This is a genomic window from Streptomyces sp. NPDC001373 (assembly GCF_042895815.1).
Lineage (GTDB): Bacteria > Actinomycetota > Actinomycetes > Streptomycetales > Streptomycetaceae > Streptomyces.
Map to the genome: position 1 here is coordinate 91,728 of NZ_JBIAWQ010000010.1, position 13,494 is coordinate 105,221.

14 protein-coding genes are annotated in these 13,494 nt (G+C 72.3%); all 14 read right to left on the reverse strand.

Annotated elements, in window-relative coordinates:
• Positions 1-54: 54 nt before the first annotated feature.
• Positions 55-699 carry a TMEM175 family protein gene (locus ACFY15_RS22685; protein WP_390688576.1) on the reverse strand — a complete coding sequence of 215 codons (645 nt, stop codon included), beginning with the start codon at positions 697-699 and terminating at the stop codon, positions 55-57.
• 83 nt (positions 700-782) lie between these two features.
• Complete coding sequence (locus tag ACFY15_RS22690; protein ID WP_390688575.1) at positions 783-1,124, reverse strand: nuclear transport factor 2 family protein; 342 nt, start codon at positions 1,122-1,124, stop codon at positions 783-785.
• A gap of 80 nt (positions 1,125-1,204) precedes the next feature.
• A complete protein-coding gene (locus tag ACFY15_RS22695; protein ID WP_390688574.1) occupies positions 1,205-2,656 on the reverse strand; it encodes an ATP-binding protein in 1,452 nt (483 codons plus the stop codon).
• Positions 2,653-3,912, reverse strand: a complete 1,260-nt coding sequence (locus ACFY15_RS22700; RefSeq protein ID WP_390688573.1) for an MFS transporter — start codon at positions 3,910-3,912, stop codon at positions 2,653-2,655. Before ACFY15_RS22700 ends, ACFY15_RS22695 begins: the two co-directional genes overlap by 4 nt.
• 40 nt (positions 3,913-3,952) lie before the next feature.
• Positions 3,953-4,780, reverse strand: a complete 828-nt coding sequence (locus ACFY15_RS22705) for an FAD binding domain-containing protein (RefSeq protein ID WP_390688572.1) — start codon at positions 4,778-4,780, stop codon at positions 3,953-3,955.
• Entirely contained in the window at positions 4,777-7,179 is a 2,403-nt protein-coding gene (locus ACFY15_RS22710; RefSeq protein WP_390688571.1) for a xanthine dehydrogenase family protein molybdopterin-binding subunit, read from the reverse strand. Before ACFY15_RS22710 ends, ACFY15_RS22705 begins: the two co-directional genes overlap by 4 nt.
• 5 nt (positions 7,180-7,184) lie before the next feature.
• Positions 7,185-7,733, reverse strand: a complete 549-nt coding sequence (locus tag ACFY15_RS22715) for a (2Fe-2S)-binding protein (RefSeq protein WP_390688570.1) — start codon at positions 7,731-7,733, stop codon at positions 7,185-7,187.
• Positions 7,724-8,332: an NADPH-dependent F420 reductase gene (locus ACFY15_RS22720; protein ID WP_390688569.1), complete on the reverse strand. Its 609-nt coding sequence runs from the start codon at positions 8,330-8,332 to the stop codon at positions 7,724-7,726. Before ACFY15_RS22720 ends, ACFY15_RS22715 begins: the two co-directional genes overlap by 10 nt.
• A 38-nt stretch (positions 8,333-8,370) precedes the next feature.
• Positions 8,371-9,855, reverse strand: coding sequence for an aldehyde dehydrogenase family protein (locus ACFY15_RS22725; protein WP_390688568.1), 1,485 nt, complete (start codon positions 9,853-9,855; stop codon positions 8,371-8,373).
• Positions 9,856-9,881: 26 nt separating this feature from the next.
• Complete coding sequence (locus tag ACFY15_RS22730; protein ID WP_390688567.1) at positions 9,882-10,622, reverse strand: type 1 glutamine amidotransferase domain-containing protein; 741 nt, start codon at positions 10,620-10,622, stop codon at positions 9,882-9,884.
• A gap of 69 nt (positions 10,623-10,691) precedes the next feature.
• Positions 10,692-11,438 carry an AAA family ATPase gene (locus ACFY15_RS22735; RefSeq protein ID WP_390688566.1) on the reverse strand — a complete coding sequence of 249 codons (747 nt, stop codon included), beginning with the start codon at positions 11,436-11,438 and terminating at the stop codon, positions 10,692-10,694.
• A complete protein-coding gene (locus ACFY15_RS22740; protein ID WP_390688565.1) occupies positions 11,438-12,697 on the reverse strand; it encodes a PP2C family protein-serine/threonine phosphatase in 1,260 nt (419 codons plus the stop codon). Before ACFY15_RS22740 ends, ACFY15_RS22735 begins: the two co-directional genes overlap by 1 nt.
• A complete protein-coding gene (locus ACFY15_RS22745) occupies positions 12,679-13,143 on the reverse strand; it encodes an ATP-binding protein (RefSeq protein ID WP_390688564.1) in 465 nt (154 codons plus the stop codon). The genes ACFY15_RS22740 and ACFY15_RS22745 overlap by 19 nt, the downstream gene beginning before the upstream one ends.
• 32 nt (positions 13,144-13,175) lie before the next feature.
• A complete protein-coding gene (locus tag ACFY15_RS22750; RefSeq protein ID WP_214940470.1) occupies positions 13,176-13,487 on the reverse strand; it encodes an STAS domain-containing protein in 312 nt (103 codons plus the stop codon).
• Positions 13,488-13,494: the final 7 nt, after the last annotated feature.

Here is a 13,494-nt window from a genome sequence, read left to right on the forward strand (position 1 = left end):
CAGACCAGACCTTGACCCTACTTGACCGCCGAGAACGGCCGTAGGGCCCTGCGGCTACTTCCTGAGGTCGCTGCCAGATTCGAGCCGCTCTTCTTCTACCACGAGTGGGATGGGGATCTGGTTCGCGGCGTAGTAGAGGGCGATCAGGAAGTGTGCGACGAGTGTGAGAGGTGCGGAGAAGAAGGACAGAATCACCGTCAAGGGGTACGCGACGGCCCCCAGTCCGAATCGGACACGGGTGGCCCGCGCGCCCTCCTTGTCCACCGCCTCGTGGAAGAGGTGGCCGACCTTGGTCACGTACCACCAGAAGGCCAGGAAGGCGAGGGCGTACACGACGGTCCACATGCTGTACAGGATCGCCGCGACATTGGCCGAATCCCCGTCCGTCAGGTGCTCGGCGAGGATGTTGGTGGTGTAGGGAATCACCGAAACCACCATCAGCACCATGAGGTTCAGGAACAACAGGGGTCGGTCGACCCGCTTGAGATGACTGAAGATCGTGTGGTGGTTCACCCACATCACGCCGATGATGAGGAAACTCACCAGATACGCGGCATAGTGCGGCCATTGCTCCCGGAGTCCGTGCCAAAGGGCCGACCCCCGCTCTTCCGGAACCTTTAACTCCAGCACCAGAATGGTGATCACGATGGCGAATACGCCGTCGCTGAACGCCTCCACCCGGTTGGTTTCCTGCTCCATGGCCTCCCCTTCACGATTCCCTCACGTGTACGGGGAGGGCGCCGCCTCCGCCCTCCCCGCTCACGCTACCCACGAAAGGGCGGTCAGCTGCCGAAGCCTGCCGTCTGGCGCCAGATCCGGCCATCGCGGACGACGAGCGTCCCGAACGCGTGCTCCGGAGCGCCGTTCAGGTTCATGATCGCCCGGTAGAAGATGGTGTCCTCGGTCTCGACGTACTCCTGGAGTTCGACGAGCGCGGGCTTGAGGGTGAGATAACCGGTGAACGTCTCACGAACGGCCTCGATGCCCACCGACGCCCCCTCGAAACGGAGCAGGACGGCGTCCTCGGTGTAGTTCTTCATCACCGCCTCGATGTCCAGGGCGGCCAGGGCGTCCATCTGGCGGACGAAGACCGGGTGCAGCGCGGAGATGTCGTACTTGGCCATGTTCGACTTCCTTTCGGTGGAGTGGCTGACGGCTTGCGGGTGACGGATCACGGGTGGGCCCCGGGCGGCGGCCCGGCGGCTCAGCCCGCGAGGGGCAGGCGGACGAGCATCCGGGTCTCGCCCGGGCGGGAGCGGGCCGAGATCGACCCGTGGTGGCGCTGGGTCACGATCCGGTAGCTGAGGTGCAGCCCCAGGCCCGTGCCCTTGCCCACGTCCTTGGTCGTGTAGAAGGGCTCGAAGATGCGCGGCAGGACGTCCTCGGGGATGCCCCGCCCGGTGTCGGTGATCTCCACGACCATGCACCCGCCCTCGGCGTGGCAGCGCAGCGTCAGCGTGCCCGCGCCCTCCATGGCCTCGGCGGCGTTGTCGACCAGGTTGGTCCACACCTGGTTGAGCTCGCCGGGGTAGCCCGTCAGATCCGGCAGGTCCGGTGCGTAGGCGCGGACGATGGTGATCCCGGTGAGCTTGGAGCGGAGCACGACCAGGGTGTTCTCCAGGCCGTCGGTCACCGCGAACCGCTGCTCGGGGGCCCGGTCGAGGTTGGCGTAGTCCCGGGTGGCCGCGACCAGCTGGGAGATGCGGGGGCCGGCCGCACGCAGCTCGGCGGCCAGTGAGCGGGCCTCCAGCAGCGCCGCCAGGTGGTCGAGGGCGGCCGGCAGGGCGCCCTCGCCGATCCCCTCCAGCCACTCCCGCAGCCGGCCGAGCTCCAGCCCGAGGTCCGAGGCCCCGGAGCCGAGCAGCCCGGGCCGGGCCGCGCCGGCCTCCTCGGCCCAGTCGGTGATCTCCTCCTCCGCGTCGGCCTGGGCCAGCGGGTCGGTGGTCTCCGGCGGCGGGAGCCGGTCCAGCTCCCCGGCCAGGCGCTCCAGTACGCCGCGCTCCGCGTCCGTGGCGGCCGCGCCCCACCCGTACGCGGTGGCGGTGAGCCGCTCCAGCGCGGGCACCAGCTCCTGCGCGGCGCGGGCCACGGCGGCGGCCGGGTTGTTCAGCTCGTGCGCGAGGCCGGCGGCGAGGGTGCCGAGGGCCTCGACGGTGGCCCGCTTGCGGGCCTGGACCTCGGAGGACTTGATCCTCCAGGCCAGGACGGGGATCAGGACGGCGGCCACCCCGTTGCAGCGGGTCAGCATCTCGAAGAACACCGGCTTCGGGTAGGCCACGACGGTGGTCGCGGGCCCACTGGCGCAGGCCGTGGCCACGTAGGACCCGTCCGTCAGCAGGGGCAGCTCCCCGGTGAACCGGTGCGCGGCGGCGGGCTTCCCGTCGTGCTCCTCGGCGGCGGCGCTCTCCTCCTCGGTGGAGTGCCGGGTCAGCACCTCCTCCCGGCCGTCGACGACCTTGGTGACGACCAGCCCGCCGGAGACCAGCACGTGGAAGCAGGTGGCCTCCTCCCCGTCGCGGAACAGGACCTCCCCGTCGGCGAGGACACGCGGTACGGAGACCGAGACCAGCCAGTCCAGCTGGTCCTCGGTGAGGGCCGCGAAGATCTCCAGCCCCTGGAGGGCGGTCCGCAGCTCCTTGGTGCTCACGGTGGTCACAGGGTGCTCCCCTCGGCCCTGGTGCGTGCCGCCAGCCGCAGGGTCGTGAACAGGGCCAGCGCGCACACCGCGGCGACGGCCGCCATGAAGCCGACCGCGGTGCGCTGCAGGCCGTGGATGTTGGTCAGGAGTCCGGCGAGGACCGCCGGGACGCTCATGGCGAGGTAGGCGAAGACGTAGACGGCGGCGGTCAGTTCGCCGCGGTGCGCGGGTTCGGCGAGGGTGCTGATCGCGCGGAAGGAGCCGAGGAACGCCGCTCCCCAGCCGCTGCCGAGGACGGCGGTGGCCGCGAGGAACAGCGGCGCGGAGCCGGTGCCCAGGGCCAGCAGCACCAGGGCCAGCCCGGCGAGCAGCCCGAGCAGCCCCAGGACGGCGGTGCGCAGCGGCTCCGTGCGGCCCAGCAGGAGCTGGGCGCACGTGGCGGAGCCCGCGAGCAGGGCCACGGTGGCCCCGCCGGCCAGGTAGTTGGTGGTGTGGAGCAGGGACAGGGCCAGGTGCGGCCCGAGCGAGAGGTAGAAGCCGCCCACGGTCCAGACGGCCACCACCGTCAGCACGAGCACGGCGAACCGGCGCCGCACGGCGGCCGGCACGCCGATCCGGCGCGGGGCCACCCGGGGCCGGCCGCCCGCCCCGGGCGCGCTCTCGCCCATCCGGACCACCCCGACCAGCGTGAACGCGAAGGCCCCGACCAGCAACAGGTAGCTCAGCACGGTCGGGGCGGGCGCGTACTGGACGAGCAGTCCCGCCCCGAGCCCGCCCAGGCCGATGCCGACGGTCGGTCCCGCGCTGTTGACCTGGGCCCCGAGGGCGGGCCGTGAGCGCGGGCTCAGTTCCAGCAGGGCCGCGCCCATGGCCCCGGTGGCCAGGCCCACCGCGAGTCCCTGGACGGCGCGGGCGGCGAGCAGCAGGCCGAGCCCCCCGGCCCCGGCGAACAGGCCCATGGAGACGATAGCCAGGACCAGTCCGGCGCCGAGGACGGGCCGGCGCCCCAGGGTGTCGGAGAGGGACCCGAACAGCAGCAGTCCGGCGAGCACGGTGACGGCGTACACGGCGAAGACCACCGTGACGACGCCGGAGGACAGGCCCCAGCGCTGCTGGTAGAGCACGTAGAGGGCGGAGGGGACGGAGGAGGAGAGCATCAGCAGGACGAGGACCGCGCCCACCACCCAGAAGCCGGACGGTCTCGGCGCGGCCGCGGCACGGCCGCCTGGGTACGGGGTGTCTCCCGTGGTCGTCGTCTCGGTCGGTTCGGGCACGCTGGTCAACTCCACTCCCCCGCCCTGCCCCGGCGGGCCGTCAGGCGCTGCTGTGGGCCGCCGCCCTGGCCAGCGCGCGGGCGGTGAGCACGCCCGCGAGGTGGCCGAGGTACTCGGCCGAGGTACCGCGCCCCGGGACGAACAGCTCCCTGGGCTCGGCGCGGAACGCCGCGAGCACCGCCCCGGTCGTGTACGGGCCCCCGCGCAGCCGGTCCTCGACCCCGCGCAGGCGCAGGGCGCGGGGGGTGGCTCCGGTGACCGCGATCCGCGGCCCCTCGGGGGTGATCCGCACGGCGGCGGCGCACAGCGGGTAGCGGGTGGCACGGTCGGCGGTCTTCTCGAAAGCGGCCGCCCCTCCGGCGGCAGGCACCAGCAGGGCGGTCAGCACCTCCCCGGCGGGCACCCCCGAGGCGGCCAGCTCCTCGGCCGGGACGGTACGGGCCCCGCCGGGTCCGGCCAGTTCGGCCCGTGCGCCGGCGGCGACGGCGGCGACGGGCAGGTCGGTGGGGCGGCCGCCGGCGGCCAGGTTGCCGCCGGCGGTGCCGAGGTTGCGGACCTGGGGGTCGCCGTTGGCGCGGGCCGCGGCGGCCAGCTCCGGCGCCCCGGCGAGCACCAGCGGGTGCGCGGCGAGCTCGGCGAGCGTGGTCAGCGCCCCGATCCGCAGGTCCGCGCCGGCCTGTTCGACCCCCCGCAGCTGTGCGAGGTGCCGTACGTCGACCAGCAGGCGGGCCCGGTCGGCTCCGGTGCGCAGGCCGGGCAGCAGGCTCTGGCCGCCGGCCAGGACCCGGGCTCCCGGGGGGCCGGCCAGGAGGGCGAGGGCCTCGTCCAGGGAGGTCGGCCGGGCGTAGTCGAACTCGGTGAGGATCACCGGTCTCCCCCTTCCAGTACGCGCCAGACCTTCTCGGGGGTCAGCGGCATGTCGATGTGCCGGACGCCCAGGTCGGCGAGGGCGTCGACGACCGCGTTGACGACGGCGGCGGCGGGCGGCACGGTGGCGATCTCTCCGGCCCCCTTGGCACCGAGCGGGTTGTGCGGCGAGGGGGTGACGGTCCGGTCGAGGGTGAAGAAGGGCACGTCGGCGGCGCGCGGCAGGGCGTAGCGGGTCAGGTCGGAGCTGACGAGGACGCCGTTCTCGTCGTACTCGGCGGCCTCCATCAGGGCCTGGCCCAGGCCGTGCACGATGCTTCCCTCGATCTGGCCGTGCACGATCTTCGGGTTGCCGACGTTCCCGGCGTCGTCGACGGCGGTGTAGCCCACGACCTCGGTCTCGCCGGTGAGTTCGTCGATCTCGACGACCGCGACGTGCGTGCCGAAGGGGTAGTTGAAGTCCGGCGGGTCGAAGTGGGTGGTCTCGTCGAGGGCCGGCTCGATCTCGGCGGGCAGCCCCCAGCCGTACCACATGGCCATGGCGAGCTCGGAGAAGGTCTTGGCGTTCTCCGGGTTGCCGGCCTCGTGGACGCCGCCGTCCGCGTAGACGACCTTGTTCTCGGGGACGCCGAGGAAGACGGCCCCGGCCCGGACCAGTTTGGCCTTGATCTTGCGGGCGGTGAGGGCGACGGCGGGGGCGGCCATGCTGTAGGAGCGGGAGCCGTAGGTGCCCTGTCCGTACGGGGCCTTGAGCGTGTCCCCCTCGTACACCTGGACCTGGGCCGGGTCGATGCCGAGTTCGTCGGCGGCGACCTGCGCGAAGACGGTGCCGTGGCTCTGGCCGGTGGAGGCGGAGCCGACGGTGACGGTGACCTCGCCGGTGGGGTGGACGCGGATGTTGGCGCTCTCCCAGGTACCGCCGAGCATGCCCTCCTTGGACATTCGGGTGGAGGGGCCGACCCCGCAGACGGCGACGTAGGTGGCGATGCCGACGCCCAGGCGCCTGCCGCGGGCGCGGGCCGCCGCCTTGCGGGCGGGCATGTCGGCGTAGCCGGCCAGCTCCAGGGCGCGCTCGAAGTTGGGCGCGTAGTTCCCGGAGTCGTAGGTCCAGCCGAGGCCGTTGTCGTACGGGAACCTCTCCGTGGGCACCAGGTTCCTGCGGCGCACCTCCGCCGGGTCCATGCCGATCTCGGAGGCGTACCGGTCGACGAGGCGCTCCATCAGGAAGGCGGCCTCGGCGCGGCCGCTGCCGCGCTGGGCTCCGAGGGGGACCGTGTTGGTGAACGCCGCGTACACCTCGCAGAAGGCGGCGTCGACCTCGTACATGCCGGTGATGGAGCGGCCCATCAGGGCGGTGGCGACTCCGGGGCCGATGGTGGAGGGGTAGGCGCCGAGGTTGGCGTAGCTGGTGCAGCGCACGGCGGTGATGCGGCCGTCGCGGGTGCCGGCCAGGGTGACGTGCTGGCGGTGGTCGCGGCCCTGGACGGTGGAGTTCATCAGCCCGGTGCGGGTGTCGACCCATTTCACGGGCCGGCCGAGGGCCTTGGAGAGCAGCAGGACCAGCGCCATGTCGGGGTAGAGGTAGCCCTTGGTGCCGAAGCTGCCGCCGACGGTCGGGGCGATCACCCTGAGCTTGTTGAAGGGGATGCCGAGGACCAGTGCGGAGAGCAGGAAGCGGTGGTTGTGCGGGCCCTGGGTGGAGGCGTAGAGGGTGTACTCGCCGGTGGCGGCGTTGTAGTCGCCGACGGCCCCGCGCGGTTCCATGGGGCTGTTGATGGTGCGCTGGTTGACGAGGTCCAGCTCCACGGTGACCTCGGCGCGGGCGATGGCCGCGTCGGTGCGGTCCTTGTCGCCGCAGGTCCAGTAGGCGTTCAGGTTGCCGGGGACGGCCTCGTGGAGCTGCGGCGCGCCCTCGGCGAGGGCCTCGTCTGCGCGGGTGACCACGGGCAGCGGCTCGTACTCCACGCCGATCGCGGAGAGGGCGGCGGCGGCCTGGCGAGGGGTCTCGGCGACGACCACGGCGATCGGGTCGCCGACGTGGCGGACGGTGTCGCCGGTGAGGACCGGGCGGGCGCCGGGCAGTCCGTAGGGGTGGGGCGGGAAGTGGCTCTCGACCCCGCCGGGTATCCAGATGCAGGGCAGCGGCATGACGTCGGTGAAGTCGGCGGCGGTGGCCACCTTCAGGACGCCGGGCAGCTGCTCCGCCGCCTTGGTCTCGATGGAGAGGATCCTCGCGTGGGCCACCGGACTGCCGAGGATGGCCATGTGCGCGGTGCCCGGCAGGTCGATGTCCGCCACGTACACGGCCTCGCCGCGCAGCAGTTGCGGGTCCTCGCGGCTGTCCAGCGGCTGTCCGAGGACCCCGCCCCCGGTGGTGCTCTCCCCCGTCGCGGTGGTCATCGCGCTCACCGCCCCTCGGCCGCGGGCACGGCGGTGTCGGCGGTGTCGGCGCCTTCCTCGGACCCGGCGGGCACGGCGCAGGCGCGCTGCACGCCGCGGACCACGCTGTGGTAGCCGGTGCAGCGGCACAGGTTGCCGGTGAGCCACTCGCGGATCTCGGGCTCGGTGGGTGCCGTTCCGGGGGCGGTGTTCTCGACGAGTTCACCGAGGGCCATGACCATGCCGGGGGTGCAGAACCCGCACTGGGTGCCGTGCTCCTGGCGCAGGGCCTCCTGAAGGCCGGTCAGCTCCCCGCCCCGGGCGGACACGCCCTCGATGGTGGTGACCTCGGAGCCGGCGGCTGAGGCGGTGAGCACGAGGCAGCTCTTGACGGACCTGCCGTCGAGGCGGACCACGCAGGTGCCGCACTGGCCGGTGTCGCAGCCGACCTTGGTGCCGGTCAGCCCGAGTCCGTCGCGGAGCCGTTCCACGAGGAGTTCGCTCGGCCGCGCCGCGAACTCCTCGGGTCTTCCGTTCACGTGGAGGGTCAGCGTGGGGGCGGGTGTCAGATCCATGCGAGCGCCTGCGCTTCCGTGAGCGACCGGTTGAAGAGGGGGCCGCCGGGCTGCTGGAGAATTCCTCCGGAATGCAGCGGTCCGGTGTCGACGGCGGCGAATCCGAGATCGGTCAGGATTCCCGCGACGATTTCCTTCGCCTTCGGTTCGTCGCCCGCCGTGTAATGCGCGAGGCGCTCACCTCCGGCCTTTCCGGCGACGGCGAGGGTTTCGTAGTGCATGGTGTTCAGGGACTTCACGACCCGGGCGCCGGGGTACCACTCGGCGACCAGCTCGCTGGACGCGCGGCCGCCCAGGTCGGCGGGGGTGCCGGGGCCCGCGAAGGCGTTGGTGGCGTCCACCAGCACCTTGTCCTGCACGACATGCGGGGGCAGCAGACCGCGCACGCTCGCGAAGGGCACCATCAGCACCAGGAGCTCGGCCCGGCCGGCCGCCCCGACGGGGTCCGCCGCGGCCGCGGCGGGACCCAGTTCGGCGAGCAGCGGGGCGAGCGAGCGGGGCCCGGTGGCGTTGGCGAGGACCACCTCGTGGCCTGCCGCCACCAGGATCCTCGCGAGGGTCGAGCCGATCCGCCCGGTGCCGATGACGCCTGTCCGCATTGAGGCTCCTCGATCGCTCGGTCCGGCGGTGCCGGACGTCAGTCCATGCCGATCCAGACCGACTTGGTCTGGGTGTAGCTCTCCAGGGACTCCGGACCGCACTCGCGGCCGTAGCCGGAGGCCTTGTAGCCGCCGTAGGGGACGGAGGGGTCGTACTGGTTGTAGCAGTTGACCCAGACCGTGCCGGCCTTGATCTGGGAGGCGACCCGGTGGGCCCGCCGCAGGTCCTTGGTGTGGACCCCGGCGGCGAGGCCGTACGCGCTGTCGTTGGCGATGCGCACGGCGTCCTCCTCCGTGTCGAAGGGGATGACCGACAGGACGGGTCCGAAGATCTCCTCCTGGGCGATCCGCATCCCGTTGTCCACGCCCGTGAAGACGGTGGGCAGGAAGTAGAGGCCCTGGCTGGAGGCCCCCTCGGGGGTCCAGCCGGTGCCGCCGGTGCGCAGCATCGCGCCTTCCTTCTCGCCCACCTCGATGTACGAGCTGACCTTGTCGAACTGGGCGCGGTGGGCCAGCGGGCCGAAGAGCGTCTCCGGGTCGCGCGGGTCGCCGGGCCTGAGGGCGGCGGCCCGGCGGACGAGGCGTTCGGCCAGCTCGTCGTGGATCGGGCGCTGGAGCAGCAGCCGGGAGCCGGCCGTGCAGATCTCGCCCTTGTTGTAGTAGATGCCGAAGAAGGCGAGCTCTTCGGCGGCGTCGAGGTCGGCGTCGGCGAAGACGATGTTGGCGGACTTGCCGCCGAGTTCCATCGTGACCTTCTTCAGGGTGCCGGCCGACTTGCGGATGATCGACTGTCCGACGGCGGTGGAGCCGGTGAAGGCGATCTTGTCGATGCCGGGGTGGCCGGTGAGGGTCTCCCCCAGCTCCACCCCGGGTCCGGTGACGACGTTCAGCACCCCGTCGGGGATCTCCGCCTCCTGGAACAGCTCGGCGATCTTCAGTGCGGTGAGCGGAGTGGCCGGCGAGGGCTTGTGGACGACCGTGTTCCCGGCCGCGAGGGCCGGGGCGATCTTGGTCATCGACAGCAGCAGCGGGAAGTTGAACGGGGTGATGGCGCAGACCACGCCCAGCGGCTCGCGCAGGGTGTAGGCGAGCTGGCCGCCGGCGGGAGCCCTGGAGGAGCCGTCGACCCGGGTGACCGCGCCCGCGTAGTAGTGCATGAGCTGGGCGGCCATCGGGGCGTCGACGGTGCTGGAGAAGGCGAACGGCTTGCCCATGTCCACCGTCTCCAGCAGGGCGATCTCCTCCAGGTCCCGTTCGATCAGCTCACCGACGCGGTTCAGCCGCAGCGCGCGCTCCTGGGCCGACAGCCTGCTCCACGGACCCTCCTCGTACGCCGTGCGGGCGGCCGCGACGGCGGCGTCCGCGTCGGTCGCGGCGGCCTGGGCCACCGGTACGATCTCCTGCCCGTCGATCGGACTGATGTCCGGTTCCGTACGGCCGTCCCGGGCCGGGACCCACTGGCCGCCGATGAAAAGCTTCCCGGGATGGGCCAGGGGGTGGCCGCTGAGCTCGCGCTTGGTCATGGCTGCACCTTCCGGTGTCGCGGGGGCTAGGCCTCTTCGAGCCGGCGCAGGAACGTCTCGGCAAGGGCCCTGGAGGAGTAGGGGTTCTGTCCGGTGGTGAGCTTGCGGTCGACGACGACGTGCGAGTCCCAGATCGCGTCGGCCTTCTCGTAGCGGGCGCCGAGCCGGGTCAGCTCGGCCTCCAGGATCAGCGGGAGCCGGCCGGCCATGTTGGTGACCAGCTCCTCCTCGTGCGAGAACGCCGTCATCCGGTAGCCCTCGAACGGCCAGCGGCCCTCTCCGTCGCGCAGGGAGAGCAGGGCGGTGTGGCCGTGGCAGACGGTGGCGATCGGCTTGTCCTGCGCGAGGGCCCAGCGCAGCACCTGCGCCAGCTCGTCGGACTTGGGCAGGTCGCCGATGGCCCCGTGGCCGCCGCTGATGTAGAGGGCGTCGTACCCGGCGACGTCCTTCTCCCCGAGGGACTCGATCGCGAGCGGGCTGCGGAGCTGGGGGGCCTGCTCGATGACGCGCACGTACTCGGCCGCGTTGGCCGCGTCCTCGTCGGGCGAGCCCTCCGGGCGGACGTAGCGCAGGAACTGGGGGTCGATGCTGGTCCGGTCGACCGTGGGGGCGGCGCCTGCGATCGTCGCCACGTCGACGGTGTGGCCGGCGTCCCGGAAAAGGGTGTAGGGAACCACGAATTCCTCGGCCCAGAAGCCCGAGGGGTGCTGCTCCCCGTCCAGGAGATGGAGGGTGGCCTTTGCCGTCAAGACGACGAGAATCCTCATGATTCTCTCCTTGTTCTGGATTCGCTGCCGATTCAACACGCCCCTCTTCAGGGGCGTAAGGGGGTGACGTCAGGCCCGCGATACTTCGTCACGTGCGTCCAACGCCGTGAGGATCGTGCGGAATTCACCGACCAGGGGGTGGTCGGGGAAGGCTTCGGCGAATATGCGCTCGCCGTAGAGGGCCGCCATTTCCGGTACGTACGGGAGGATTCCGGCCAGGGGGGTGCCGTATACCTCCTCGGCGCGCCGGCGGACGGCGTCGTGGTCGACGCCCTCGGGTGCCATGCTGAGGACCAGGGCGCGCCGGCAGGCCAGCCGCCCGGCGAGGGCGATGGTCTCCTCGACCCCGGAGAGGTCGATCCGGTCCGCCCTCGTCATGATCAGGACGATGTCGGCGCTGCCCATGGCGGTCACCGACTCGTTGTTGAGCCCGGCGTGCGTGTCGAGCAGCAGGACGTCCAGCGCGTGGCTGCGCGCCAGCCGCTCGAAGCCCTCCGGGAGCAGTCCGACGTCGTACCCGGTGGCCATCAGTTCCCGCAGGGCCGCCGTCCCGGTCCGGGCCGGTACGACGTACAGTCCGGGCAGCGCCGTCCGCCGGGCCGCGGTCTCGATCTCGCAGCGGCCGAGCAGGTAGTCGGCCAGCGAGCCGGCTCCGGGCGCCACCCCGAACAGCAGGTCCAGGGTGGGCGACTGGAGGTCCGTGTCGACCACCCCGACCCGCCGTCCGGAGGCCGCGAGCAGCAGTGCCAGGTTGGCGAGCACCGAGGACTTCCCGGTGCCGCCGCGGTGCGAGTGCACCACGATGGTCCGGGTCATCACGCCACCACCCGGTAGCCCGTGCCGTCCGCATGCGGCCCCCGCGCCGCACGTGGCCGGTGCAGGGCCAGCATGGTGACGTCGTCGTGCTGTTCGGCGGCGCCGGTGTGCTCGCGCACCGCCCGGTCCATCAGGTCGACCACGTCCCGGCCGCTCGCCGGGGGGCCGGCGAGCAGTTCGAGCATCCTCTCGTCACCGAGGAAGTAGCCTTCGGGGCAGCGCGCCTCCGGCACTCCGTCGGTGAACACGAAAAGGGTGTCGCCCGGGTCCAGCTGGGCGTAGCCGAGGGTGTAGACGCAGTCGGGCAGGACCCCGACCGCGGGCCCCGTGACCTCCAGCGCCCGGGTGCCGGAGCCGTCGCCGGAGAGCAGCAGCGGCGGGTTGTGGCCGCCGTTGATGTAGACGAGGCTGCCGGTGTGGGGGTCCAGGACGCCGAAGAAGAGGGTGGCGAAGTAGCCCTGTCTGAGGTGGTTGCGGGTGAGGTAGCCGTTGGTGGCGGTGACCGCGTTGAGCAGCGGGGTGGCGCCGACCACCGGGGTGCGCCGGCTGCCGCCCGTCCGGCCGGCGGCCATCAGGTGCTGGAGGCCGCTGTTCTCCGCGGTGTGGCGGAGCAGGGAGCGGATGAGCGCCATGAAGAGGGCGGCGCCCACTCCCTTGTCGCAGACGTCGGCGACCACGAGGGCCAGTCTGCGGCCCCGGGAGATCTCGAAGACGTCGTAGAAGTCCCCGGCGACCTGCCGGGCCGGCCGGAAGCGCACGTCGATCTCCCAGCCGGCGGGAACGGGCAGCGATTCGGGCAGGAAGCCGGCCTGGATCTCCCGGCCGATCTCCAGTTCCTTCTCGTAGCCCATGAGTTCGGCCCGCGCGTCGGCCTCCTGCACCGTGCGGCCCAGCCCGGCCCGTTCGGTGCAGCTGCGCAGCCGGGCCCGGACCAGGCCGGGCAGGAAGGGCGGGACGAGGTAGTCGTGGCCGAGGCGGACATGCCGCTCCAGGGCGGCGAAGTCCGCCACGGTCCAGGCCACCACGATCGGCGCCCCGGCCCAGCGGCGCAGCCGCCGGACCACCGCGCGCACGGTGTCGGCGTCGGCTTCGGCGGGGACGAGCAGCACGTCCCCTGAGGGCAGCGTGTCGGCGCGGTCGCGCAGCAGGTGCGCGAGGGAGGGGGTGACGAGTTCCGCGTCCGTCAGCCGGAGCGCTTCGAGCAGTTCGGCCGGCGGCAGCGGGTGCACGTCCAGGATGATCACGGTCGTGGAGGGCATGCGTCCGTCCCCTCAGCCTTGACGGTCAGCGTGCTGATGTTGCGACCGCCCCTGTGGGCATAGGTGTACGAATCCACGCTGGTCAAGGCCAGGTGGATGCCGAGGCCGCCGACCCGCCGCCGTTCCGGGGGGATCCCGGGGGCGGGGGGCAGGCGGCCTGCGACGGGGTCGAACGCGGGGGCGGTGTCCTCGATGGTGATCCGCACCCCGTCGGGACCGGAGCGGCCCAGGACGGTGATCCGCCCCTCGCCGCCCCGGTACCCGTGCATCACGATGTTGGTGGCCAGTTCGTCCACGGCCAGCCTGATCCGGTAGGTCGCCCCGGTGCCGAGCCGGGCCCGGCCGGCGAGCCGCAGGACGAACGCGGCGATCTCGCCCAGTGCCCCGACGGTCGCGGGCACCTCCAGCACGGCGGGCTTCCTCGCCAGTCCGACCACGTCACCCACCGGCCCGGGCCCCCTGCTCCGTCGTCGGTGACTCAGTCATCGGAGAGCACGATGCTGCGGTCGAGTCCGGCCGTGCGGATGGTCCGCGAGACGGGCTCGATGGCGCCGACCACCTTGATGGTGACGTGGTCGGCGACCTTCTGCTGGGCGAAGACCAGGGAGCGCAGCCCGGCGCTGGCCATGTAGCCGACGCCCGCCATCCGGATCTCGACGGTGCTGGTGCCGTGACCGGCGGCCTTCTCGATGGTCTGGTGGAAGTCCGGCGCGGTCTTGGCGTCCAGCTCGCCCGTCAGTTCGATCACGGTGGTGTCGCCCTCGATGCTCAAGGACACGGAAAGCGGCATGTCAGGT

Bases quoted from the DNA above. Each gene is read 5' to 3' on its own strand.
- ACFY15_RS22750 (WP_214940470.1), bottom strand. From the start codon at position 13,487: ATGCCGCTTTCCGTGTCCTTGAGCATCGAGGGCGACACCACCGTGATC.
- ACFY15_RS22740 (WP_390688565.1), bottom strand. From the start codon at position 12,697: ATGCCCTCCACGACCGTGATCATCCTGGACGTGCACCCGCTGCCGCCG.
- ACFY15_RS22735 (WP_390688566.1), bottom strand. From the start codon at position 11,438: ATGACCCGGACCATCGTGGTGCACTCGCACCGCGGCGGCACCGGGAAG.
- ACFY15_RS22690 (WP_390688575.1), bottom strand. From the start codon at position 1,124: ATGGCCAAGTACGACATCTCCGCGCTGCACCCGGTCTTCGTCCGCCAG.
- ACFY15_RS22725 (WP_390688568.1), bottom strand. From the start codon at position 9,855: ATGACCAAGCGCGAGCTCAGCGGCCACCCCCTGGCCCATCCCGGGAAG.
- ACFY15_RS22730 (WP_390688567.1), bottom strand. From the start codon at position 10,622: ATGAGGATTCTCGTCGTCTTGACGGCAAAGGCCACCCTCCATCTCCTG.
- ACFY15_RS22710 (WP_390688571.1), bottom strand. From the start codon at position 7,179: ATGACCACCGCGACGGGGGAGAGCACCACCGGGGGCGGGGTCCTCGGA.
- ACFY15_RS22720 (WP_390688569.1), bottom strand. From the start codon at position 8,332: ATGCGGACAGGCGTCATCGGCACCGGGCGGATCGGCTCGACCCTCGCG.
- ACFY15_RS22685 (WP_390688576.1), bottom strand. From the start codon at position 699: ATGGAGCAGGAAACCAACCGGGTGGAGGCGTTCAGCGACGGCGTATTC.
- ACFY15_RS22715 (WP_390688570.1), bottom strand. From the start codon at position 7,733: ATGGATCTGACACCCGCCCCCACGCTGACCCTCCACGTGAACGGAAGA.